The sequence below is a fragment of the Herminiimonas contaminans genome (assembly GCF_015645465.1).
Classification (GTDB): Bacteria; Pseudomonadota; Gammaproteobacteria; order Burkholderiales; family Burkholderiaceae_D; genus Oxalicibacterium; species Oxalicibacterium contaminans.
Genome location: NZ_JADOEL010000004.1, coordinates 241192 through 263943 on the forward strand (window position 1 = coordinate 241192; position 22752 = coordinate 263943).

The 22752-nt window shown below is 54.4% G+C and carries 22 protein-coding genes; 14 read left to right on the top strand and 8 right to left on the bottom strand.

Translation table 11 applies throughout. The annotated features are described in order from the left end of the window. The first annotated feature begins 55 nt into the window (after window positions 1–55). Window positions 56–700: a VTT domain-containing protein gene (locus IXC47_RS07815; RefSeq protein ID WP_175627056.1), complete on the top strand. Its 645-nt coding sequence runs from the start codon at window positions 56–58 to the stop codon at window positions 698–700. A 52-nt stretch (window positions 701–752) separates the two neighbouring features. Here IXC47_RS07815 and IXC47_RS07820 read toward each other — a convergent pair whose 3' ends face one another. From IXC47_RS07820 to IXC47_RS07840, 5 genes are all read right to left on the bottom strand, one after another. After that, entirely contained in the window at window positions 753–2057 is a 1305-nt protein-coding gene (locus tag IXC47_RS07820) for an N-acetylmuramoyl-L-alanine amidase (protein ID WP_175627057.1), read from the bottom strand. Next, window positions 2021–2506, bottom strand: coding sequence for a tRNA (adenosine(37)-N6)-threonylcarbamoyltransferase complex ATPase subunit type 1 TsaE (gene tsaE / locus IXC47_RS07825; RefSeq protein ID WP_175627058.1), 486 nt, complete (start codon window positions 2504–2506; stop codon window positions 2021–2023). The genes IXC47_RS07820 and tsaE overlap by 37 nt, the downstream gene beginning before the upstream one ends. Window positions 2507–2685: 179 nt before the next feature. After that, entirely contained in the window at window positions 2686–3576 is an 891-nt protein-coding gene (locus IXC47_RS07830) for an AEC family transporter (protein ID WP_175627059.1), read from the bottom strand. A gap of 91 nt (window positions 3577–3667) precedes the next feature. After that, entirely contained in the window at window positions 3668–4261 is a 594-nt protein-coding gene (locus tag IXC47_RS07835) for a response regulator transcription factor (protein WP_175627060.1), read from the bottom strand. Window positions 4262–4361: 100 nt separating this feature from the next. Next, window positions 4362–6398 carry an ATP-binding protein gene (locus IXC47_RS07840; RefSeq protein ID WP_175627061.1) on the bottom strand — a complete coding sequence of 679 codons (2037 nt, stop codon included), beginning with the start codon at window positions 6396–6398 and terminating at the stop codon, window positions 4362–4364. A gap of 253 nt (window positions 6399–6651) precedes the next feature. Between IXC47_RS07840 and IXC47_RS07845 the strand changes: the two genes are divergently transcribed. From IXC47_RS07845 to IXC47_RS07875, 7 genes are all read left to right on the top strand, one after another. After that, window positions 6652–7671: a DctP family TRAP transporter solute-binding subunit gene (locus tag IXC47_RS07845; protein ID WP_175627062.1), complete on the top strand. Its 1020-nt coding sequence runs from the start codon at window positions 6652–6654 to the stop codon at window positions 7669–7671. 418 nt (window positions 7672–8089) lie between these two features. Then, a complete protein-coding gene (locus IXC47_RS07850; protein WP_175627063.1) occupies window positions 8090–9067 on the top strand; it encodes a tripartite tricarboxylate transporter substrate binding protein BugD in 978 nt (325 codons plus the stop codon). A 179-nt stretch (window positions 9068–9246) separates the two neighbouring features. Continuing rightward, window positions 9247–9708 carry a tripartite tricarboxylate transporter TctB family protein gene (locus IXC47_RS07855; protein ID WP_175627064.1) on the top strand — a complete coding sequence of 154 codons (462 nt, stop codon included), beginning with the start codon at window positions 9247–9249 and terminating at the stop codon, window positions 9706–9708. A gap of 12 nt (window positions 9709–9720) precedes the next feature. Next, the gene (locus IXC47_RS07860; RefSeq protein ID WP_175627065.1) at window positions 9721–11223 is read left to right on the top strand and encodes a tripartite tricarboxylate transporter permease; all 1503 of its coding nucleotides are present in this window, start codon (window positions 9721–9723) and stop codon (window positions 11221–11223) included. A gap of 568 nt (window positions 11224–11791) precedes the next feature. Continuing rightward, window positions 11792–12292 carry a methylated-DNA--[protein]-cysteine S-methyltransferase gene (locus IXC47_RS07865; protein WP_195875190.1) on the top strand — a complete coding sequence of 167 codons (501 nt, stop codon included), beginning with the start codon at window positions 11792–11794 and terminating at the stop codon, window positions 12290–12292. Continuing rightward, window positions 12289–13194 carry a site-specific tyrosine recombinase XerD gene (gene xerD / locus IXC47_RS07870; RefSeq protein WP_195875191.1) on the top strand — a complete coding sequence of 302 codons (906 nt, stop codon included), beginning with the start codon at window positions 12289–12291 and terminating at the stop codon, window positions 13192–13194. The genes IXC47_RS07865 and xerD overlap by 4 nt, the downstream gene beginning before the upstream one ends. 163 nt (window positions 13195–13357) lie before the next feature. After that, entirely contained in the window at window positions 13358–13612 is a 255-nt protein-coding gene (locus IXC47_RS07875) for a hypothetical protein (protein WP_407651086.1), read from the top strand. 30 nt (window positions 13613–13642) lie between these two features. On the opposite strand, the gene IXC47_RS07880 is transcribed toward IXC47_RS07875, so the two are convergent. Further along, window positions 13643–14632 (bottom strand): endonuclease/exonuclease/phosphatase family protein, encoded by a 990-nt coding sequence (locus tag IXC47_RS07880; protein ID WP_175627068.1) that lies wholly within the window; start codon window positions 14630–14632, stop codon window positions 13643–13645. A 36-nt stretch (window positions 14633–14668) separates the two neighbouring features. On the opposite strand from IXC47_RS07880, the gene ybaK reads away from it, so the two are divergent. Both ybaK and plsY read left to right on the top strand, forming a co-directional pair. Next, entirely contained in the window at window positions 14669–15160 is a 492-nt protein-coding gene (ybaK, locus tag IXC47_RS07885; RefSeq protein WP_195875192.1) for a Cys-tRNA(Pro) deacylase, read from the top strand. Window positions 15161–15205: 45 nt separating this feature from the next. Next, window positions 15206–15811 carry a glycerol-3-phosphate 1-O-acyltransferase PlsY gene (gene plsY, locus IXC47_RS07890; RefSeq protein WP_175627070.1) on the top strand — a complete coding sequence of 202 codons (606 nt, stop codon included), beginning with the start codon at window positions 15206–15208 and terminating at the stop codon, window positions 15809–15811. Window positions 15812–15850: 39 nt separating this feature from the next. Here plsY and tsaD read toward each other — a convergent pair whose 3' ends face one another. Beyond that, a complete protein-coding gene (tsaD, locus tag IXC47_RS07895) occupies window positions 15851–16879 on the bottom strand; it encodes a tRNA (adenosine(37)-N6)-threonylcarbamoyltransferase complex transferase subunit TsaD (RefSeq protein WP_175627071.1) in 1029 nt (342 codons plus the stop codon). A gap of 103 nt (window positions 16880–16982) precedes the next feature. On the opposite strand from tsaD, the gene IXC47_RS07900 reads away from it, so the two are divergent. The 4 genes from IXC47_RS07900 (at window position 16983) to IXC47_RS07915 (ending at window position 20961) form a co-directional block, all read left to right on the top strand. Further along, window positions 16983–17654 (top strand): ANTAR domain-containing response regulator, encoded by a 672-nt coding sequence (locus tag IXC47_RS07900; protein ID WP_175627072.1) that lies wholly within the window; start codon window positions 16983–16985, stop codon window positions 17652–17654. Window positions 17655–17956: 302 nt separating this feature from the next. Beyond that, window positions 17957–19180, top strand: a complete 1224-nt coding sequence (locus IXC47_RS07905; RefSeq protein WP_254873264.1) for a CmpA/NrtA family ABC transporter substrate-binding protein — start codon at window positions 17957–17959, stop codon at window positions 19178–19180. A 9-nt stretch (window positions 19181–19189) separates the two neighbouring features. Then, entirely contained in the window at window positions 19190–20107 is a 918-nt protein-coding gene (gene ntrB / locus IXC47_RS07910; protein WP_195875193.1) for a nitrate ABC transporter permease, read from the top strand. A 41-nt stretch (window positions 20108–20148) separates the two neighbouring features. Then, window positions 20149–20961: an ABC transporter ATP-binding protein gene (locus IXC47_RS07915; protein WP_195875194.1), complete on the top strand. Its 813-nt coding sequence runs from the start codon at window positions 20149–20151 to the stop codon at window positions 20959–20961. A gap of 54 nt (window positions 20962–21015) precedes the next feature. Here IXC47_RS07915 and IXC47_RS07920 read toward each other — a convergent pair whose 3' ends face one another. Further along, window positions 21016–22731 (bottom strand): bifunctional protein-serine/threonine kinase/phosphatase, encoded by a 1716-nt coding sequence (locus IXC47_RS07920; RefSeq protein WP_195875195.1) that lies wholly within the window; start codon window positions 22729–22731, stop codon window positions 21016–21018. Window positions 22732–22752: the final 21 nt, after the last annotated feature.

Sequence of the window (22752 nt, forward strand, 5' to 3'; positions counted from 1 at the left end):
CGGTGCCTGTCGGCAGTGCCGCTGGTGTATCATTCTGCCGCTACCGAGGAAAATTATGGATTTCATGCAGTTCTTCGACATGATTTTGCATGTCGACAAGTATTTAGGCACTTTTATCGCGCAATACGGCATGCTGATTTATGTCGTGCTGTTCGCGATTATCTTTAGCGAAACCGGTCTGGTTGTCTTCCCCTTTTTGCCTGGCGATACCCTGCTCTTTATAGCGGGTGCATTTTGTGCGTCAGGCAGCATGAATTTGTGGCTGCTGCTGGCTTTGCTGATGACGGCGGCAATCCTGGGCAATACCGTGAATTACTGGATAGGGCATGCGATAGGCGAGAAGGTGTTCACCCACGATTATCGCTGGCTGGACCGCGATGCCTTGCGCAAAACCCATGCTTTCTATGAAAAGCATGGCGGCAAGACGCTGATCCTGGCGCGTTTCATCCCGATTGCGCGTACCTTTGCGCCGTTTATTGCCGGGGTGTCGGAAATGACTTTCTTCCGCTTTCAGTTATTTAACTGTATCGGTGCGGTGCTGTGGGTAGGTTTGCTGGTGGTTGGTGGTTACCTGTTCGGTAATATTCCTATCATTCGTGATCATCTGAATACCATCGTGCTGATTGGCGTTGGCGCTGCCGCGGTGCCGGTAGCACTCGGCGCCTTGTGGAAAGTCTTGCAACGTTTCAGAAGTAAATAAAACAAAAAAGGCGCTTGGTTTTACCCAAGCGCCTTTTTTCATCGTACTTCCTTTACATCATCCGGCTTTTCGCCAGCGGTGGATTTTTCGCAAAGTATTTCCTGATACCTTGTGCCACCGCATCTGCCATCCGATCCTGATAAGCATTGTCGTTCAGCTTGGCTTCTTCTTCCGGGTTGGAGATGAAGGCCGTTTCGATCAGGATGCTCGGGATATCCGGCGCTTTCAATACCGCAAAACCTGCCTGCTCCACTGCATTCTTGTGCAGGCGATTGACGCCGCCGATTTCGTTCAGGACCGCTTTGCCGAGGCGCAGGCTGTCATTGATCTGCGCCGTCGTGGAGAGGTCGAGCAAGACACTGGCGAGTTGCTTGTCGTGGTTCTTGATATTCGTACCGCCTATCAAATCGGCAGCATTTTCCTTGTTCGCGAGCCAGCGCGCAGCGGTCGAGCTTGCACCTTTTTCCGACAGGGCGAAAACCGACGAGCCATTTGCTGTCGGTTGCACGAAGGCGTCCGCATGGATCGAAACAAACAAGTCAGCTTGTACCTTGCGCGCTTTTTGTACGCGCACATGCAGCGGCACGAAGTAGTCGCCGTCACGCGTCAGCATGACACGCATATTCGGGTGCTGTTCCAGTTTGGCCTTGAGGCGCTTGGCGATCGACAGCACGATGTGTTTTTCATAGCTGCCGCCACGGCCGACCGCGCCCGGATCTTCGCCACCATGACCGGGATCGAGCGCGATCGTCAGCATGCGGCTGACTTGCGGCGGACGATCAGGTTTGGGTTCGGCAAACGGTGGTTTGACTTCGGCTACCGGTGGCGGCATGGTCGGCTCATCCGGTTTGTCGAGCGACCATTGGCCTTTTTCTATCAGCGCAGCGATCGGATCAGGCGGATTGACCGGATACAGATCGAACACTAGGCGGTGCTGATACTTGTCTACCGGTGCCAGCGTAAACACCTGTGGATTCACTTCTTCCTTCAGGTCGAATACCAGGCGCACCACGCCCGGACGGTTCTGGCCGACGCGTACCTGTTTGATATAGGGATCGTTAGGCTGTATTTTCGCGATCAGGCTTTTCAGCGTCGGATTCAGATCGATGCCTTCGACGTCCACCACCAGCCGCTCAGGATCCTTGATGATGAAGTGATTGGTTTTCAGATTGGCGTCGTTTTCCAGCGTGACGCGGGTGTAGTCCTCGGACGGCCAGACGCGGACGGCGAGGATTTGGGAAGCAAATGCCGGGAGCGGCGAAAACAGCGAGATCAGCAGAGTGCCGCCAGCCTTGAGGACTGTGCGACGCACTTTTGCTTTCACAGGTTTGGAGCGAATTTCAGTCGGTTCAGACATTCAACACCTTGGTCGGACAACGCATGCAATTCTACATCACGCCCTTCGCCCGCAACTGCGAGCGAAATGCTGATATCGGGAGGCGGCAATACCGTTTCAGCCTTTTCCGGCCATTCGATAATGCAGATCGTTTTGTGATTGAAGTACTCGCGGAAACCAGCATCGAGGAATTCTTCGGCGCTGGCCATCCGGTACAGGTCGAAGTGGATGACGTTGACTGCTGCGTCGCCGATAGTGACCGTGTAGGGTTCGGCCAATGTGTAAGTCGGGCTTTTCACATGGCCGGTATGGCCCAGCGCGTGCAGCATCGCACGTGTCAGCGCGGTTTTGCCCGCACCCAGATCGCCGTGCAGATAGATGGTCAGGCCCGGTTGCAGCGCACGCGCGAGCGATGCGCCCAGTGCGAGGGTGCCGGCTTCTTCATGCAGATGGGCAGTGAAATTTTGCATTGAATAAGGGTATCCCTGAGTTTGGGTGCTGGATGATGCACCTCGTGCCAGTACTTTAACCTGCAGCTACGATGCAAATATGTGTCCTGAGTTCAATCTTTTTTCAGGCGAGCGTATTTTATTCCTGCGCCGGGAGCCGCGATAGTGTTGTAACACCTGCGATGCAGAAAAATTCCTGCTTACTGTAACAGTGCCAGCCATAGCGGCAGTGTCGCCATCGAAATCAGGGTGCCGGCAGAAATCAGGAAAGCCACAAACGGGCCATTGCCCCCCATGCGTACCGCCAGTACATAGGCGCTGGATGCAGTCGGCAGTGCGGCAAACATCACCACCATTTGCAAATGCGCGGTTGACAGGCCCAGCCAGAGGCCGAGACCGTAGGTGACTAGCGGCACGATCAGCAATTTGACGATGATGAAGTAAGCGGCGATGCCTTTGGATGCATGCAAACCGGTCAGGCGCAGACCGGCACCGACCATAATCAGGCCCAGTGCGATCGATGCATTGCCGAGACGTGACAGGAAAGCGCCCGCCAGTTCCGGCACATGGAAGCCGAGCAGGTTGAAGGCGACGCCGCCCACGGTGGCCATCAGCAGCGGGTTCTTCAGCAATTCGAATATCAGCCCACCCTTATTCTTCACCAGCGCGTGGACCGCCGCCATATTGCACAAGGGGACCGCAAAGCCGATTACCAGGCCCATCAGCGAAGTACCTTCGGCGCCGCCGAGACGGCTGGCGATTGCCAGTGCGATATAGGAATTGAAGCGGAATGCCGTTTGCACACCGGATTCGAACACCATGGGTTCGGATTTGAACAGCGGTTTGGCCAGCCAGCCAAAGACGATGCCGGTGACGCAGGCGGCGATCGCGACTTGCAGGAACTGGCCGGTAGCGGCGAAGTTGATCGGAGAACGTGCGCAGGAGTAGAACAGCAGTGCCGGGAACAGCACGTAGTAAATCAGTTTCTCCATCCCTATCCAGAATTCGGCGTGCCATTTGGTCACGCGGAACAGAACTGCGCCGAACAGGATCAGCATGAAGTCGGGCAGCAGGATATTGACGATATGCATGACGATCAGCGCCGGGCGCCGGAGTGGAGTAACAGTTCAGGAAAACGTCAGGGTTACCGGGGTACGATGCGCGCCCCGGTATGGTGTGATTTTACTTTAAGAGGCGTGCCAGTTCGACCGCGGTCTTTACATTCATCTTGTCGAAGATGTGAGCGCGGTGTACTTCGACCGTACGCATGCTGATGCCCAGTTTGTCGGCAATGACTTTATTCATCTTGCCTTCGAGGATCAGGTCCAGCACTTCGCGTTCACGACCCGACAATGCTGCCAGACGGGTGTGGATGGCAACGCTGGCTGACGCATGTTCGGAGGAGGCGAGTGCTTCCTGGATACGATCCATCAGCTTGTTGTCATTGAATGGCTTTTCAAAGAAATCGAAAGCACCGCGCTTCAAAGTGTCGACCGCCATCGGCACGTCACCGTGACCGGTCAGGAAAATAACCGGGAACGTCTGTGTCAGGCCGCGTGTGGTCAGCAAGTCAAACAAGGCGACGCCGCTGACTTCCGGCATACGCACATCCAGCAGGATGCATTGTCCTTGCGGGCTGGTGGCGCGGGTCATGTTATCCAGTGTGGCGAGGAAAGCCTTGCCGCTGTCATAGGCGGCGGCCGGGATGCCGCGCGACTTGGCCAGCCACATCAGCGAGTCGCGGATTACTTCTTCATCGTCAATAATGTGCAGCATTAAATATCCTGTCGGTCTGCCGGGTGTTGCGTTGTATCTGAGTGATATCAGCTGTTACATCGCTGATATAAGTATCAAAAATATATCAAAAGGATGTTTTTTATCTCCGGTTTGCACGCATTGTCGTTTCGATCAAGCGATTTTGCAATGTCGGAAGTGAAAAACGGAAGATGGTGCCACCGCCCGGATTGTCCGTATGCGTGAGTGTGCCACCGTGGAATTCTATTGCAGTACGACAAATACTCAAGCCCATACCCATACCGTCCGCCTTGGTCGAGAAGAACGGAGAATACAGGCGTTCCGCAACTTCCGGCGGGATACCGTGACCCTGGTCGCTGATCGAGACCACCACGTTCGGCGGGATCGCATCATCGACGGCTGCGGCTATACGCAGCACGCGTTTTTCCGGCGCGATGTTTTGCATGGATTCGATCGCGTTACGGGTCAGGTTGAGCAGCACTTGCTCCAGCAAGACGTGATCGGCCAGCACGGACGGCAGGTTGTCCGGAATATCGATCTTGATGAAGACGAAGTATTTTTGCGCCTGCAGTTCGACCAGTGGTGCGACGTTATCGATTAACTCTTCGATAGTGACCGCAGTACGCATAGGCTCGCGTTTCTTCACGAAGGTGTGCACGCTGCGTATGATTTGCCCGGCGCGTTGCGCTTGCGCCTGTGCTTTTTCCAGTGCGTGCGTCAGCATATCGATATTGACGTCGGCTTCCTTCGATTTGTCTCGTTCCAGCATATTCAGCGCACCGGTGGTGTAGCTCGAGATTGCTGCCAGCGGCTGGTTCAGCTCATGCGCGAGGGTAGAGGCAATCTCACCCATAGTGGCCAGGCGTGCGCTGGCTTGCAGTTTTTCTTCCTGCTGGCGGTTCAGGTCTTCGACCCGTTTGCGATCTGAGATATCGAGGATGGAACCCATCCAGCCGGTTTGCGCGCCGGTGTTATCGACCAGCGGTGATTCAAAAATCAGTACCGGTATCCGGCGTCCGTCCGAATGCTGGAAGATGGTTTCAAAGCCTTGCGGGTTGGCTGTGCCTGCCGCGACTTGTGAGAAGTGACGCTGATATTCAGTGCGGGCTTCCGGAGCCCAGTAAGGCATGGGCGGCAGGTGGCCGACGATTTCTTCGGCGGGCATGCCGACCATTTGCGAGAACGCCGGATTCACATAAGTTACGCGCCCCTCCAGGTCGCGCGCGCGCAGACCGGTGATCAGTGAATTTTCCATCGCGGTACGGAAGGCGATCTGTTCGCGCAACGCGGTTTCCGCGGCCAGCCGTCGATTAATATCGCGCCACAGTGCGATCAAGCTCCAGGCCAGACCCAGCGAGAGCAGGATGACGGTATCGACCAGCAAACTAGGCAGCAGCTTGGGCGCGCTCTTGATACTGTTGGTGCTGAGTTTGAGCGAGAGACCGGCCAGGTTGAGTGCGCGTCGGTGTGTATAAACACCGCGACCGGCACCGCCGGATGCACGTTTGTGGATGATGACGTCGTTAATATCAGTCAGGGCAATCTCGTTGTCCTGGGCAAACCACCACGGCACCATATCGTCCAGGATGCTGGAGGCGAGATAGCTGGCGATGATGCTGCCGATATATTTGTTACCAACAAAAAGCGGCACGTGATAGTCGATCATCACCGGACCACTGATATCGGTGGCTGGCTGGCTGTAGAGTGGGGTGCGGGTCGTGCGTGCGCGTTCGTACGCGCGCTTCGAAGGTGCCGACAGCTCATTCAGGCTGATCAGCGTTTCATCGGTCGAGGTCAGCAACTTGCCATCTGCATCGAGCTGGATGATGCGATGGATTTCGTGATTGTTGCGGATCAGCCCTTCCATCCGGTCCAGCAGACGCTTGCCGACCAGATAGCCGGATACAATCTCGGAACCCATCAGGCCCAGGCTTTCTTCGTTGCGTTGCAGCTGGAAGCGTATGGTTTGCTCGACCCACAGGGAGTCAGCGATCAGTTGTTCCTGGCGTTCGGCGGCTTCCTGCTGCTTCTCATGCAGCGGCAGCCAGATCAGCGTAGTCAGGAACAGCAGCGCCAGGAATAATGGAGCAAGCCAGCGCCACGCCTGTTTGCGACTTGGAAAACCGAAGCTTGGTGAGCGGGTTTGATTTGGTATCATAAATAACTAAATAAAAAACCGACCATACTATTTACATAAAAAGCGCTGATTAAATAGAACATATTGCGCTGGTATAGTTGGTGCCGATTTTTTGTGGTTCTTACAGCATTACATTCAAATTAAAAAATGCTGGTGTATTGCGAGAGCGCGCAGAGCTCATTTATCGAGGCGCAGGATGTGGTTAACCACAGTTGTGACGCCTACAGTGACTGCGCATAGTATCAACCCGAAATTGAGATTTCCTGGTCGTGCGATGAAATTAGCAACAAAACTGCATCTGTTTATGCTCGGTTTGGCATTATCGCTGACCAGCGTAATTGTATCCGCGCAAACGACCACTGTAATTAAATTCAGTCACGTTTCTCCGGCCGACAGCCCGAAAGGCAAGGCTGCGCTGCGTTTCAAGGAATTAGTGGAGCGTAATAGCCAGCGCCGTATCCGGGTCGATGTCTATCCAAATAACCTGCTCTATAAAGAAACCGATGAACTGGAAGCGCTGCAATTGGGTGCAGTGCAGATGCTGGCGCCGTCACTGGCCAAGCTGGCCCAGTTCGGGGTGCAGGATTTCGAAGTATTTGATTTGCCGTTCGCCTTTACTGACAAGGAATCAGTAACGCGTGTGACCGAAGGCCCGATCGGCAAGACCCTGCTGCGCAAGCTGGATTCCAAAGGCATGGTCGGCCTCGCCTACTGGAATAACGGTTTCAAGATCATGTCCGGCAATAAGCGCCTGCGCGTACCGTCTGATTTCTCCGGACTGGCGATGCGTATCCACTCTTCCAAAGTACTGTCATGGCAGATGGAGTCACTCGGTGCGATTCCATTGATACTGGATGCATATGAAGTCTACCCGGCCTTGCAAGGTGGTGTGGTTGACGGTGCAGAAACCTCACCTGTTAACTTTTACGCAAGAAAATGGTACGAGGTACAGAGCAATGTGACGATTTCCAATCACGGCTATCTTGGTAGTGCGGTGGTGGTGAACAAGAAGTTCTGGGATGGCCTGCCTTCCGATTTGCGCAATACGATAGATCTCGCGATGCGCGAAGCGACGGTGTATGGCAATAATCTGGCGGAAGAAGAAAACGCCGCAGCACTGCAGGCGATCAAGAAATTAAAGAAGGTCAAGGTTTATACACTGACCGAACAGGAAACCGAAGCCTGGCGGCAGGCAATGCTGCCGGTACATAAACTGCTGGAAGGCCGGATCGGCAAAGCCATCGTTTATGGCGTCACACGCGATGCTGACCAGCGCCGCAATAATCCACGTTAAACACGTATCAGTAATACATAAGCGATATTAGTTAAGGCATTTAATATGATTATTTTTCATGTTGTGCCGGCGGAAATGTATCGATAATGTGAATTCTTGTTTCACCGCGCAGGTATATCAGTGATATGTACCATTACAGGTGTAAATTGCCACGAATCTTTCTTGCCGGTGGTCTACAAAATCGTTTAGTCTTGACCTCGCAAGTTTGGTGAAAGGTTCGGTAAGTATGATCAGCCCCCTTGGATTAATTTGGGTGCATATTGTCCTGAACTATTCAAACCGTTTCTTCGCTTCATATTAGGTGCATCAATATCCTCGTATCGCTTTATTTGCGATTTTGTTAGGATGAACAAACAGCTGGCCTTGATTAGTCCGGTTGTAGTTTTTCCAATAATTATTAAATCAGGAGACACGTCACATGAAACATAAATTTCTGAAATCGGTTGCTGGCCTGGCTATGTTCGCAAGCGCATTTGCCTATGCCCAAACACCTTACCCAACCAAGCCGATCACCATGATCGTGCCGTTTGCTGCGGGTGGTCCGACCGATACAGTGGCGCGTCTGGTTGCGCAATCGATGGGCAACACACTGAAACAAACCGTACTGGTTGAAAACGTCGGCGGCGCTGGCGGCACCATCGGTGCAGCACGCGTTGCGAAATCCGCACCTGACGGCTATACCCTGTTCCTGCACCACATCGGTCAATCGACAGCACCTTCGCTGTATCGCAAACTGAGCTACAACGCGATCGATGATTTCGAGCCTATCGGCCTGATCACCGACGTGCCTATGACTTTCATCGCACGTGGCGACTTCCCTGCAAAAGACCTGAAAGAATTGCTGGCCTACGTTAAAGCCAACAAATCCAAAGTAACTTACGCCAATGCCGGCGTTGGTTCGGCTTCCCATCTGTGCGGTATGTTGTTCATGACAGCTATCGACACCGAACTGACTACTGTGCCTTACAAAGGTACCGGTCCTGCAATGAACGATTTGCTCGGCGGTCAGGTTGATTTCATGTGCGATCAAACCACCAACACCACCAGCCAGATCAAAGGCGGCAAAATCAAGGCTTACGCTGTCACCACCAAAACACGCGTACCTTCGTTGCCTAACCTGCCAACCATGAACGAAGCTGGCTTGCCAGGCTTTGAAGTTGCCGTGTGGCATGGTCTGTATGCTCCTAAGAGCACACCAAAACCTATCATCGACAAACTGGAACACGCTTTGCAAGTCGCTTTGAAAGATCCGACCGTCAAGCAACGTTTTGCTGATCTGGGTACCGAGCCGGTTGCAGAAAACCGCGCAACACCAGAAGCACTGCGTGCACACCTGAAAGCGGAAATCGCCAAGTGGGCACCAATTATCAAGAAAGCCGGCGTCTACGCTGACTGATCACTCCATGCAGTAAATTTAAAAATGACGAGATACGCGCAGGTGTATCTCGTCATTTCAGTAAGTGGCCCGGTAAAATCGCACCCACCGGGACACGGCAGTACAGAAAGTTTTTTGTTCGACGTTTGATGTTTGTTATTCAACGTTGAGCCATCTGGTTTTTAGAGAAGGGGAGCAACTTGTTATCATTCATTCGACATCCCAAGGACTTTTGGACTGGGGTTATTTTTATCTGTATCGGTCTGGCCGCCGTCATCATCGGCCGCGATTACACGATGGGTACGGCCGGCAAAATGGGTCCTGCTTATTTCCCTACCATCCTCGGTGGCCTGCTGTCCCTGATCGGTCTGGCTGCCATGGTGCGTTCATTCTTCCGTGACGGCGAGCCGATCGGGAAGTTTGCCGTCAAAGAAACGATTCTGATCCTGACCGGCGTTCTGCTGTTCGGTTTTCTGGTACGTGGTGCGGGTCTGGTGGTTGCTGTATTTGCGATCATCATGTTCAGCGCATACGCCAGTTCAAAATTCAAATGGGTACCGGCGATCTTGCTGGCCACAGGTGCTGCCGTTTTCTCGGTAGTGGTTTTCGTCCAATTGCTCGGCTTGCCGATTGCGATTATTGGCCCATGGTTCGGCGGTTAAAAGGGTACTCACATGGAATTATTTGCTAATTTGGCGCTAGGTTTTGACACGGCAATGTCCTTGCAGAATCTGGCGTACTGTCTGGCCGGGGTATTCCTCGGTACTGCCGTCGGCGTGTTGCCAGGTCTGGGCCCTGTGGCCACGATCGCGATGCTGTTGCCGGCGACTTTTGCTTTGCCTCCGATTTCCGCTCTGATCATGCTGGCCGGTATTTACTACGGCGCCCAGTACGGCGGCTCCACTACCGCGATTCTGGTCAACCTGCCCGGGGAGTCATCCTCGGTGGTGACCGCGATCGATGGTTACCAGATGGCGCGTAACGGGCGAGCGGGTAAGGCGCTGGCTACTGCGGCTATCGGCTCCTTCTTTGCCGGTACTGTGGCAACCATCCTGCTGGCATTGTTTGCACCGCCACTGGCTGACCTCGCATTGAAATTCGGTCCTGCCGAATACTTCTCGCTGATGGTGCTGGGTCTGGTTGCTTCCGTCGTTCTGGCCAGCGGTTCGCTGCTCAATGCGATCGGTATGGTGATCCTGGGTCTGTTGTTGGGCCTGGTCGGTTCCGACGTTAACTCGGGTGCGGCGCGTTATACCTTCGACTTGCCTGAGCTGGCCGACGGTATCAACTTCGTCATCGTGGCGATGGGTATGTTCGGTATCGGTGAAATTATCCGCAACCTCGAACATGAAGAAACCCGTTCGCTGCTGATGAAGAAGGTTTCCGGCCTGATGCTGACCAAGGATGACTTCAAACGCATCATCGCTCCTGTCCTGCGTGGTACGGCACTCGGCTCGGCGCTGGGTATCCTGCCAGGCGGCGGCGCGATGCTGGCATCGTTTGCGGCGTATTCGATCGAGAAAAAAGTATCGAAGAACTCGGCAGAATTCGGCAAGGGTGCAATCGAAGGTGTGGCAGCTCCTGAATCGGCCAACAACGCCGGTGCGCAGACTTCGTTCATTCCTATGCTGACTTTGGGTATCCCGTCGAATCCGGTGATGGCGCTGATGATAGGTGCGATGATCATTCAGGGTATCCAGCCAGGTCCTGCAGTGATGACCGAGCAACCAACCCTGTTCTGGGGTCTGATTGCTTCGATGTGGATCGGTAACTTCTTCCTCATCGTGCTGAACCTGCCGATGATCGGTTTGTGGGTACGCATGATTACCGTGCCTTACCACCATCTGTTCCCGGCGATTCTGCTGTTCTGCGCGATCGGTGTCTTCAGCTTGAACAACAGCGACTTTGATATTTACCTGATGGCCCTGTTTGGCCTGTTTGGTTATATCTGCGCCAAGCTGGATGCAGAACCTGCACCTATGCTGCTGGGCTTCATTATCGGACCGATGATGGAAGAATACCTGCGTCGTGCATTGCTGCTGTCGCGCAGCGATCCGATGGTGTTTATCCAGCGTCCGATCAGCGCCACCATGCTGGCAGTTGCCGTATTGGCGATGGCAGTGGTGTTGATGCCTGCATTGCGCAAGAAACGCGAAGAAGCATTCAAGGAAGACTAATAACACGGCCACTGCCTGTCACAGGCAGCAGGCCGGTGAGTCGAGGAGACCTGTGTTACACGAAGCTATTGAGGTCAGTTATTCATAGCCGGTAATGCAGAGAAAAATTCAGGGCGCATCGTCAGATGCGCCCTTTTTATTTGGCTGGAGGCAGGTGCATGTCAGCCAGATGCCTACAATAAGTAGCGAAATTCTGTCAAAAATATTATTGCGGATGTTGCGGAAAACGTTGTTAAAAAACATACCATTTGCAGTTTTCCTCGGCTATGATCCGTTTCAGATGAGTGCTTGATTTCTGTGGGATAGCTTCCTATAATCACCCCACTTTGGTGCAAGGCTCGGCCGGCACCAGCTCAGTAGGCAGTACAGGATAGTCAGGATATATAGCAGGAGACAGATACACACACGGCATCGATGCCGGATAGTAGGGGAGACCTGTATCAATAAAAGCGGCGATAGCTGATGCTATACGCGGCAAGGGTACAGTAGAGGTATTTGAGGGCGCATCGCGAGATGCGCCTTTTTTGTTTTATGCTTAGGCTCTTGAGTTTTTATCCCATCCGTCGCCATGCAACAGAACGCAGCCCAGTCCCTATTCACCGCTATCGTTGAAGCGTCCTTCGGTGCCATCGGCATCCGTGTCGAAGACGGGCATGTACGCGAGCTGGTGTATCTGCCTGCCAGCTTCCATGAGAAGGCCGCAGTCGATGCGGTATCGGAGCGTGCCGCGGTGCAGGTCGACCGCTATCTGCACGATGCGGATTTTCGTTTCGATTTGCCCTTGGCGCCGATAGGTACGGCCTTCCAGAACAAGGTGTGGAAAGCGATTGCTGAAATCCCGCGCGGCGAAGTACTGACCTACGGTGACATAGCGCGCCGGGTGAAATCTGCGCCACGTGCGGTGGGACAGGCTTGCGGTGCCAACTGGTATCCACTGGTCATACCCTGCCATCGCGTGACGGCGGCGAATGGCCTCGGTGGTTTCTCGCATTACGATGATGAGACCAGCTTCCATGTCGGCGTGAAGCGCTGGTTGCTGGCGCATGAGAAGGTCGAAGGGTATCGATGAGCAAAGAAGCTTTGCGCAGTCAGGGCGAGATAGACGAGTTCTGCGATACCTTGTGGCTGGAGGATGGCCTCGCCAAAAATTCACTGGAAGCCTATCGCCGTGATTTGCGCCTGTTTGCGGTCTGGCTGCAACAGGAGCGCGGCAAGCCTTTGCTGGAGGCACATGCCGAAGACCTGAATGGCTATTTCTACGCCAAGCACGCCACCACCAAGGCAACTTCATCGAACCGTCGCCTGGCCGTGCTCAAGCGCTTTTATCAGTTAGCCCTGCGGCAGAACAAAATCAAGGACGATCCCTGTCTGCACCTGCGCTCGGCCAAGCAGCCACCGCGCATGCCCAAGACTTTGTCGGAAGCGCAGGTCGAAGCCTTGCTGGCAGCACCTGATATCAATACGCCCTTGGGTTTGCGTGATCGCACCATGCTGGAACTGATGTACGCCAGCGGTTTGCGTGTGACCGAGCTGGTATTGCTGAAGTCGGTTGAGGTCGGCATGAATGAAGGTGTGCTGCGCGTCACCGGCAAAGGCGGTAAAACGCGTTTGATTCCGTTTGGTGAAGAAGCGCGGGCGTGGATAGAGCGCTACCTGAAGGAAGCGCGTAGCGTGATCCTGGACGGGCAGATAGACGACGCGCTGTTTGTGACGGCACGGGGCGGGGCGATGACGCGCCAGATGTTCTGGACCCTGATCAAGAAGCATGCGCTGGTAGCGGATATCAACGCACCGCTGTCACCGCATACCTTGCGCCATGCCTTTGCCACCCATTTGCTGAATCACGGCGCGGATTTGCGCGTGGTGCAGCTTTTGCTGGGTCACTCGGATATTTCCACCACGCAAATCTACACCCATGTCGCCCGCGAACGTTTGAAGCGTTTGCATCAGATGCACCATCCGCGCGGCTAAAATTGGGGGGAATTATGTTTGCGTCATAAAGCATGGGCATTGCGTGCTCTTGCCCGTCATAGGCTGACGTTCGACGAACTTTCCATCGGGTAATGTCTGTGTCCGCCTGCCGATATGACACGTAAAGGACGGTGGCATGCTAGCATTCGTCCCATAGCAGGGCGTGTATGCAGAAAGTGCGCCGCTGACTACCCACCTTCAACAGAACATCCACTCAAAGAGCGACCACTTGGCTAAACCTAACTTCCAGTACGAAAAGCGTCAAAAAGAGTTGGAAAAGAAGAGAAAGAAAGAAGAAAAGCTCAAGCGCAAGCTGGAAAAGGGCAATGCCCCTGACGACAGCGTTGCTGCGGAAGGTGATGATGACAACAACGATGCTGAGCAAGTGAGCAGCGACCTGCCTGCTGCAGACAGATAATCGACCAGTTCTTCTGCCGCGTCTGCGTCCTTAGTCGTCGGATGCCGGTTCCACTGTCTGCTCATGCAGCAGTATGCGCGCCAGTACCAAACCATGATCCGAAGCATAAGCCTGCCTGAAAACCATATGGTCATTCAGGTACATCACTTCGACGACCTCACCTAGCGCCGATGGCGAACCAGGATTGAATTCTTCCGATACCAGGATGTGATCTATCGTCTCGTAGCTGTTGTCGTGGATATGCGTATAGCCGACATCACGCAACACATCACGGCGTGACTGGATACGGTAGCTTTCAAACAGGCGGTCATCGACCCCGTTCAATGGATATTTGCCCAGGCCCATCACCATCTGGGTCGGGATCGCATCGGCAACATCGTTGAAGTCACCCATGACGACGATGGGTTTGCGCTGCACCTGTTTGATATCCGACAGCAAATGCCGCAAGCCCAACGCATCGGTGCCCCGCCGTATCAGCGAGCGCAGCATGGCGATGCCAGTCTGGTCCGGCAATTCATCATCCAGGTCATTGCGGTAATCTGGCAGCTTCGACTTCAGGTGACAGACGAAAACATCGACCGCCAGCCCGGGCGCGGCCTCTATCTGGGCGTGCAGGATAGGGCGGGTGAAATGCGTGACCGGGTGGGCGACGCCAGGCAGCGTGATTGCCAACTGGTGCGGTAAGTCACGAAAAACCGTCGCACCGGCCAGTACCGGCAGGCGTGTAATCATGGCCACGCTGGGCGTCAGGTGGTCGGCGTCGGGATCGGGATCAAAGCCCAGCTGTTGCGCATGGCGATATTTTTGGGTTTTTGCCAGCACGTCGCTCAGCGCCTGCTGGGAAAAAATCTCCTGCAGGCCGATCACGTCGGCATCCAGCCGGTCCAGCTGCTGCGCTATCCAGGTGATCTTGGCATCGTATTCTTCGGCAGAATACGGGATCTGGTCTTCATAGTATTTCGTGCCCGGCAATGCCAGATTGCAGACATTGAAGGTGGCAAAGCGGAGTTCTTGTTGCATAATGTGCTCCAAATTTTATAGATGAGCGTAACACGCATGGCCAAAAAAGAGCATATTTCCGAAACGCCAGCGACCCAATGGTTGCGTCGTAACGGGATAGGTTTTTCCGAACACCCCTACGATTATGAAGAACATGGCGGAACCACGGTTTCGGCGCAAAAACTGGGTGTCGATGAGCACCATGTAGTAAAAACGCTGGTGATGCAGGATGAGGCAGCCAAGCCATTGATCGTGCTGATGCACGGCGACCGCAAGGTCTCGACCAAGAACCTGGCGCGCCAGATCGGCTGCAAGTCAGTGGAACCGTGCAAGCCGGAAGTGGCGAACCGTCATTCCGGCTTCCTGATTGGCGGCACGTCGCCTTTCGGCACACGGAAACAGATGCCGGTCTACGTAGAGCAGAGTATCCTTGCGCTGGAACAGATTTATATCAATGGTGGTCGGCGCGGTTACCTGATTGGTATCGCACCGCAGGTGTTGACAGATAGGCTGGCGGCCAAGCCGGTGCAGTGTGCGCTCGAAGAATAGTGGTTGCCGCCATGCAGGCGGCGCAGAAATACTAAAAAGGTTGGTATGAATACAGTTTTATTTGCGATCGGAGCGTATCTGATCGGTTCGATTTCTTTTGCAGTGGTGGTCAGCAAATGTTTCCGTTTGGCTGATCCGCGCAGCTACGGTTCGAAGAATCCTGGCGCGACCAATGTCCTGCGCAGCGGGAACAAGAAAGCCGCGATCCTGACCCTGCTCGGTGATGGTGCCAAAGGTTTTGTCGCAGTCTGGCTGGTCAAGCATTTCGGGCCAGCCTATGGTGTGCATGAGAATGGCGTGGCGCTGGTCGCGATCGCTGTTTTCCTCGGTCACCTGTGGCCTATCTTCTTCCGCTTTGTCGGCGGTAAAGGTGTGGCGACTGCGCTCGGCGTATTGCTGGCATTGAACGGCTGGCTGGGCCTGGCGACGCTGATTACCTGGCTGGTGATCGCCTATGCATTCCGCTATTCGTCACTGGCCGCTTTGATCGCCAGCATCTTTGCACCGTTCTACTACGGTTTGATGTTTGGCCCGGATGTGATTTTGCTGGCAGTGCTGGCGATGAGCATCCTGTTGGTCTACAGACACAGCAAAAACATTGGTAACCTGTTGGCAGGAAAAGAAAGCCGCCTGGGCAGCAAGAAGAAGTGAGTGTGCGGCGAGACGGAAGCTATCCTGTAAGGCTTAGCTTCAGATCTCACGTATGCTATCCAGCGGCCAGCGTGGCTTCACATTGAAAGCGTAATCGCGCTTGGCTGCATCAGGATTCAGTTGTAGACGCATCGCTCCGGCGAATGCAATCATCGCACCATTGTCAGTGCAAAATTCCAGTTCCGGATAAAACACCTTGAAGTGCTTCTTGGCAGCTGCCGCATTCAACGATGCGCGCAATTGTTGATTCGCACCGACGCCACCGGCGATCACCAAGCGCTTGAGGCCGGTGTGCTTCAGTGCGGTCACGCATTTGGCGGTCAGTACTTCAACGATGGCATCAACAAAGGCACGTGCGATATTGGCTTTGTCCTGCTCGCAGATATTCGTGGTTTGATTCTTGACGACTGTCAGCACTGCGGTCTTCAGACCGGAAAAGCTGAAATCCAGATTCTTTGAGTGCAGCATAGGGCGCGGCAGCTTGTAAGCAGTCGGATCACCGAACTCAGCCATGCGTGAAATCGCCGGACCGCCCGGATAGCCGAGACCCAGTAACTTGGCAGATTTGTCGAAGGCTTCACCCGCCGCATCATCCAGCGTTTCACCCAGCATGGTGTACTGGCCGACGCCGTCGACCCGCATCAATTGCGTATGGCCGCCGGATACCAGCAAAGCGATGAAGGGAAACTCAGGCGGTTCGCTAGCCAGCAAAGGCGACAGCAAATGTCCTTCCAGGTGATGAATGCCGAGGACTGGTTTATCCAGCGCCAGGCCGAGGCCGCAGGCAACGGATGCGCCTACCAGCAAGGCACCCGCCAGGCCTGGGCCCTGGGTGTAGGCTATCGCATCGACCGCATCATGCTGGACGCCGCTATCTTTAAATACTTGCTCCAGCAATGGAATCGCACGACGGATATGGTCGCGGGACGCCAGTTCTGGCACTACACCACCGTATTCCTCATGCATTTTCACCTGTGAATAAAGAGCGTGCGCCAGCAAGCCGCGTTGTGTGTCATACAACGCCAGACCCGTTTCATCACAGGAGGATTCGATACCAAGAACAAGCATGGGGAGTAAAGTTGCCAATCAGATGCAACATGTGGTGTGATTCTTGCGTGGATTGTAGCGTATTCTGCTCACCGACCGCAGGACTTGCTTTTGGAATGTTGTGATGATTGAAACTACACCACCCGATTTTCGCCCTGATTTGCGTTCCGACGTGCGTACTTTGCGCATCATCGTCGTCAATACCGTCATGCCGCCAGAAGGTGAGCAGGATGAAAACGCCTGGATGCAGGCTGAGCGCTCCCGTGCCTTGCGCATAGGTTTGCTGGAGGCCGGTTACAACATCATTGCGGTTTTTCCGGCTGATATGCATTTGCCGGATCGGGTCGCGCAATTGCAGCCCGACATGATCATCATCGATGCCGAATCCGACTCGCGCGACGTGCTGGAACACGTGGTGATGGCGACCCGCGATGCGCGGCGTCCCATCGTATTGTTTACTGAAGATCATGCGACCTCCAGCATGGAAGCGGCGATGGCAGCCGGGGTTTCCGCTTATGTGGTGGCTGGCCTGCAGTCCGAACGCATCAAGCCGGTGCTGGATGTGGCGCTGGCGCGCTTCAATGCCGAGCAAAAGCTGCGTACTGAACTATCTGATACCAAACTCAAGCTGGCCGAGCGCAAGACCATAGAACGCGCCAAGGGTTTGCTGATGGAGCGCCATCGTATTTCCGAAGATGAAGCGTATTCCAAGCTGCGTCGCATGGCGATGGACAAGAACCTGAAGCTGTCTGAGCTGGCGCAGCGCATATTGGATGTCGCCGATTTGCTGGGCTGATGTTTGCACCTGTCATTGCACTAAATAAATGCCGTTGCACGAAAAAAGAGCGGGAAATCTCGTTTAAGTGCGTCGTGTGTTTGGCTAAACCGGCGATAAACGCTGGCATGCATATTGCTGAACTGTAGCTAACACCAACGACGGTGTTAAGAATTAAAAACTGTGCTGACCAATGATGGCCGGTATGGTTTGGGACAAGGACGTCCGTGTCGCAAGAGCGCTGCTCTTGCTGACCGGGCGTCCTTTTTTTATTGCTGAAGACCTAGAGGAAAACCATGACCATGAACGACAGGAAATTCAATATGACACGGCGCACAGTCTTGAAAGCAGGCACAGCTATTTCAGTATCAGCCTTCAGCGGTCTGGCAACCCAGGGTGTGTGGGCTGCAGGTTCGGACAAGCCGGAAAAAGAAGAAGTCAAAGTCGGTTTCATTCCGCTGACCGATTGCGCTTCGGTCGTCATGGCTTCCGTCATGGGCTTCGATAAAAAATACGGCATCAAGATCGTGCCGACTAAAGAGTCTTCCTGGGCCGGTGTGCGCGACAAACTGGTCAACGGCGAGCTGGATGCAGCGCATGTCTTGTATGGCCTGGTGTATGGCGTGCATGAAGGCATAGGCGGTGCGAAGAAAGACATGGCGGTGCTGATGGGCCTGAACAATAACGGTCAGGCTATCACCCTGTCGAAGAAGCTGGCTGATAGCGGTGCGATAGACGGTCCGGGTCTGGCCAAGCTGATGCAAATGGAAAAGCGCGAATACACCTTCGCGCAAACTTTCCCGACCGGCACTCATGCGATGTGGTTGTACTACTGGCTGGCGACCTACGGCATCAATCCGATGAAAGACGCCAAAGTCATTACCGTACCGCCACCGCAAATGGTGGCGAATATGCGCGTCGGCAATATGGATGGCTACTGCGTTGGCGAACCGTGGAATCACCGTGCGATCGTTGACGGCATCGGCATTACCGCTGCGACGACACAAGACATCTGGAAAGATCATCCGGAAAAAGTACTGGGCACTACTTCCGAGTGGGTCGCGAAGCATCCGAATACAGCACGCGCGCTGACCGCAGCAGTGCTGGAAGCCGGTCGCTGGATCGATTCTTCGTTATCGAACAAAAACAAAATGGCCGAAGTTATCGCCGCCAAATCCTATGTGAATACTTCAGTTGATGTCATCAACCAGCGCATCCTCGGTCGTTACCAAAATGGCCTCGGTAAAACCTGGGATGACCCTAACTACATGAAGTTCTACAACGACGGCCAGGCGAATTTCCCTTACCTGTCGGATGGCATGTGGTTCATGACGCAGCACAAACGCTGGGGTCTGGCCAAGGGTGAACCGGATTACCTGGGTACCGCCAAATCGGTCAACCGCATCGACCTGTACAAGGAAGCTGCAGCGCTGGCCAATGTACCTGTGCCTAAGAGCCCTATGCGCTCGTCCAAGCTGATCGACGGCGTGGTGTGGGATGGCAAGAATCCAAAAGCTTATGCGGAATCATTCAAGATCAAAGCCTAAGGAAACATCATGAGTGCAATTATGCCTGCAGTAGAAAACGCGCCTGTCAGTGCGTCAGCCGATAACGGAAAAGCGGAGCAAGTCATGCAAAATACGGCAGCATCGGCCAGCGTTGCCACCAAGCCCAAAGTGAAGGGAGGCAAATTATCTTTGCGGCCTTTCTTCCTGGCCGTGGTGCCACCTGTACTCGGCCTGATTTTCCTGGTGCTGGTATGGGAAATCATCGCCGTGAAAAACAGCGGTATTCCATCTCCATCACTGACGCTGAAGTCGGCGATAGAGCTGTTCTCCGATCCGTTCTACAGCAATGGCCCGAATGATCAGGGCATAGGCTGGAATATCCTGGCATCGCTGAAACGGGTAGGTGTCGGTTTCGGTCTGGCTGCATTGGTCGGTATTCCACTGGGCTTCATGATAGGCCGTTTCTCTTTCCTGTCGGGCATGTTCAATCCCATCATCAGCTTGCTGAAACCGGTGTCGCCGCTGGCATGGCTGCCTATCGGCCTGCTGGTATTCAAGGCAGCGGATCCGGCTGCGATCTGGTCCATCTTTATCTGCTCGATCTGGCCGATGATTATCAACACTGCAGTCGGTGTACAGCGCGTGCCGCAAGACTATATGAACGTAGCCAAGGTGTTGAACCTGTCCGAGTGGAAGATCATCACCAAGATTCTGTTTCCATCGGTACTGCCTTATATGTTGACAGGCGTACGCCTGGCGATCGGTACCGCGTGGCTGGTCATCGTCGCGGCCGAAATGCTGACTGGTGGCGTCGGTATCGGTTTCTGGGTATGGGATGAGTGGAACAACCTGAACGTGGCACACATCATCATCGCCATTGTGGTCATAGGCATAGTCGGCCTGGTGCTGGAACAGGTGCTGGTTGCTATTGCCAAATTCTTTAGCTACGAAGATGTGAAAAATTGACGCTGGCTGCAAGCGATCTCAACGTATAGGAAAGCACCATCATGGATAACATACATAGCAAGTTCATCGATATACAGCATGCGGAAATGTCCTTTCATACCAAGAAGGGTGTGTTCAATGCGCTGAGCGATATCAATCTGACGGTAGCGAAAGGTGAGTTCATCACCCTGATCGGGCACTCCGGTTGTGGCAAGTCAACACTGCTCAATCTAATCGCAGGCCTGACGCATGCGACCAACGGCATGCTGCTGTGTGCCAATCGCGAAATAGCCGGGCCGTCGCCGGAGCGCGCAGTGGTGTTTCAGAATCATTCGCTGCTACCGTGGCTGACCTGCTATGAGAATGTGTACCTGGCAGTAGAGCGCGTATTCGGCAGCACCGAAGCAAAAAGCAAATTGCGTGAACGTACCAAGGTTGCGCTGGCGCTGGTTGGCCTGACACATGCAGAGCAAAAACGGCCGAATGAAATCTCCGGTGGCATGAAGCAACGTGTCGGCATCGCGCGTGCCTTGTCGATGGAGCCCAAGGTATTGTTGATGGATGAACCATTCGGTGCGCTGGATGCATTGACGCGTGCACACTTGCAGGATGAGTTGCTGAAGATAGTCGCAGCAACCGGGTCCACCGTGGTGATGGTGACGCATGATGTCGATGAAGCCGTACTCTTGTCCGACAAGATCGTCATGCTGACCAATGGTCCGTCCGCCACCATAGGCGAAATCCTGGAAGTGAAACTGGCGCGTCCACGAGAGCGGGTGGCGTTGGCGCAGGATCCTTTGTACTCGCAATACCGGACAGCGGTGCTGGAGTTCCTGTATCACCGTCAGTCGCATCCGTCCAAGGAAGCGGCTTGATCGGACTGGCTTTGCGGAACCATGGATCCGCAAAGTCAGTTTTGTAGCTCTGCGTTAACGTATCACCAGCAAGTACAGCAACAAGAGATTCAACACGATGGAGATGGCCGCCACTGCACGCCACAGGGAAGCAGGATCACGTTCTGCCAGCGGCTTGGGGGTAATCGCAGGCAGCGGCCGACTCGCGCCACGTTCCAGTGCCAGCAGAAATTCTTCTGCAGTTTCGAAACGATCTGCCGGATCGCGTGCGACTGCTTTCAGTAAAACATTCTCCAGCCATAGCGGTAAATCTGGCCGGTAACGGCTGGGTGGTATGGCTTCGCCAAAGCGCGGTGTCTGGAACGGTTCGATTTCTCCGTATGGGAAATGCCGTGTCAGCAATAAATACAGCGTCACACCAGTTGAGTACAAATCGGTTTGTTGTGAGGCTGGCGCATTATTGAACTGCTCAGGTGCGAGGAAGGACGGCGTACCGGCACGCGGTGCGCGCACTTCATCTTCTGCTTCCAGCCCGGATTGCGCGACGCCCAGATCGAGTATGCGCAACTCGCCATCCTTGCCCAGATGGATATTGCCTGGCTTGATATCGCGATGAATGATGCTGCGCCTGTGCAGCGCACCTATCGCACGGACCAGCTTGGTGCCGTGCGCAATGACATCCGGTATCGTGAAATGTTCACCGGCATCCAGATGCTGTTGCAGCGTATTACCGTCATGCCAGGTGGTGAGGTAATACAGGTAGGTCTTGTTTTCCGGCGTAATGATTTGCGGGAAGAAGCGTGCGACGACGCGTTTGGTCAGCCATTCTTCATGTGCAAATGCCGAACGTTCATGCACATCCTGCGCGCGATCAGGATGCAAGGTCTTCAGCACTAGATAGCGCGGCGTCTGATTCGCCGCGCGCGGTTCGGAGACGCGGTAGAGCAGGGTGGTGTTGGATGCGTGTATCTGTTCCTCGACCGTATAGCCGTCTATTTGCTGCCCGACCTTGAGCTTGGGAGGTACCGGGAAATGCTGCGAGCCGGATAGCGCATCGCGCAGATTCGTTTCCGGCAACGCATCGACCCGTACCACCAGCGCGCTGACATTATCTTGCGCACCGGCTGCCAGCGCCTTGTCGATCAGCGTATGTGTGATGGCTTCTGTTTCCTGTTGCTTGCCGACCAGCTGCAACAACTGCTCTTTCAGATCGTATTCCGATACCGAAGCCCACACACCATCGGTGGCCAGCAGGAAGGCATCGCCTTCATGCAACTCACCCATGCCATGATCAATCGCCAGTTGCGAGTCCAGTCCGATTGCACGTGTCAGCACGTGCTGCATTTCCGGGCGATCCCACACGTGATCGGCAGTCAGGCGAGTCAGCACACCATCACGTAACAGATACAGACGTGTATCACCGACGTGTGCGAAGTAATAAAAATTGCCACGCAACACCAGCGTGGTCAGCGTGGTTGCCATCCCTGCCAGCTCGGCACGTATCGAACCCTGGTGCTGTACCCAGCTATTGATGGCCTTGAGGACGCGATCCAGTGATTGCGTCACCGGCCAGGTATCGGACGTCGCATAGTAGTCACTGAGCAAGCCACGTATGGTGTACTCCGATGCTTCGCGTCCGCCTTCATTGCCCGATACACCATCAGCGATCGCCGCGATCATGCCCTTGCTCGACAATTCGGGTTCGTCCGGCATGACCATGCCGACAAAATCCTCATTGTGCGGACGCAGACCGGCGCGGGTCGAGTAAGCGGCGGTGAGTGTCAGCGGCATGGCAGCGAGTGTAAAAGCATG

Coding starts and splice junctions, on each gene's coding strand:
- IXC47_RS07815 (WP_175627056.1), top strand. CDS start 56: ATGGATTTCATGCAGTTCTTCGACATGATTTTGCATGTCGACAAGTAT.
- IXC47_RS07820 (WP_175627057.1), bottom strand. CDS start 2,057: ATGTCTGAACCGACTGAAATTCGCTCCAAACCTGTGAAAGCAAAAGTG.
- tsaE (WP_175627058.1), bottom strand. CDS start 2,506: ATGCAAAATTTCACTGCCCATCTGCATGAAGAAGCCGGCACCCTCGCA.
- IXC47_RS07830 (WP_175627059.1), bottom strand. CDS start 3,576: ATGCATATCGTCAATATCCTGCTGCCCGACTTCATGCTGATCCTGTTC.
- IXC47_RS07835 (WP_175627060.1), bottom strand. CDS start 4,261: ATGCTGCACATTATTGACGATGAAGAAGTAATCCGCGACTCGCTGATG.
- IXC47_RS07840 (WP_175627061.1), bottom strand. CDS start 6,398: ATGATACCAAATCAAACCCGCTCACCAAGCTTCGGTTTTCCAAGTCGC.
- IXC47_RS07845 (WP_175627062.1), top strand. CDS start 6,652: ATGAAATTAGCAACAAAACTGCATCTGTTTATGCTCGGTTTGGCATTA.
- IXC47_RS07850 (WP_175627063.1), top strand. CDS start 8,090: ATGAAACATAAATTTCTGAAATCGGTTGCTGGCCTGGCTATGTTCGCA.
- IXC47_RS07860 (WP_175627065.1), top strand. CDS start 9,721: ATGGAATTATTTGCTAATTTGGCGCTAGGTTTTGACACGGCAATGTCC.
- IXC47_RS07865 (WP_195875190.1), top strand. CDS start 11,792: ATGCAACAGAACGCAGCCCAGTCCCTATTCACCGCTATCGTTGAAGCG.
- xerD (WP_195875191.1), top strand. CDS start 12,289: ATGAGCAAAGAAGCTTTGCGCAGTCAGGGCGAGATAGACGAGTTCTGC.
- IXC47_RS07880 (WP_175627068.1), bottom strand. CDS start 14,632: ATGCAACAAGAACTCCGCTTTGCCACCTTCAATGTCTGCAATCTGGCA.
- ybaK (WP_195875192.1), top strand. CDS start 14,669: ATGGCCAAAAAAGAGCATATTTCCGAAACGCCAGCGACCCAATGGTTG.
- plsY (WP_175627070.1), top strand. CDS start 15,206: ATGAATACAGTTTTATTTGCGATCGGAGCGTATCTGATCGGTTCGATT.
- tsaD (WP_175627071.1), bottom strand. CDS start 16,879: ATGCTTGTTCTTGGTATCGAATCCTCCTGTGATGAAACGGGTCTGGCG.
- IXC47_RS07900 (WP_175627072.1), top strand. CDS start 16,983: ATGATTGAAACTACACCACCCGATTTTCGCCCTGATTTGCGTTCCGAC.
- IXC47_RS07905 (WP_254873264.1), top strand. CDS start 17,957: ATGACACGGCGCACAGTCTTGAAAGCAGGCACAGCTATTTCAGTATCA.
- ntrB (WP_195875193.1), top strand. CDS start 19,190: ATGAGTGCAATTATGCCTGCAGTAGAAAACGCGCCTGTCAGTGCGTCA.
- IXC47_RS07915 (WP_195875194.1), top strand. CDS start 20,149: ATGGATAACATACATAGCAAGTTCATCGATATACAGCATGCGGAAATG.
- IXC47_RS07920 (WP_195875195.1), bottom strand. CDS start 22,731: ATGCCGCTGACACTCACCGCCGCTTACTCGACCCGCGCCGGTCTGCGT.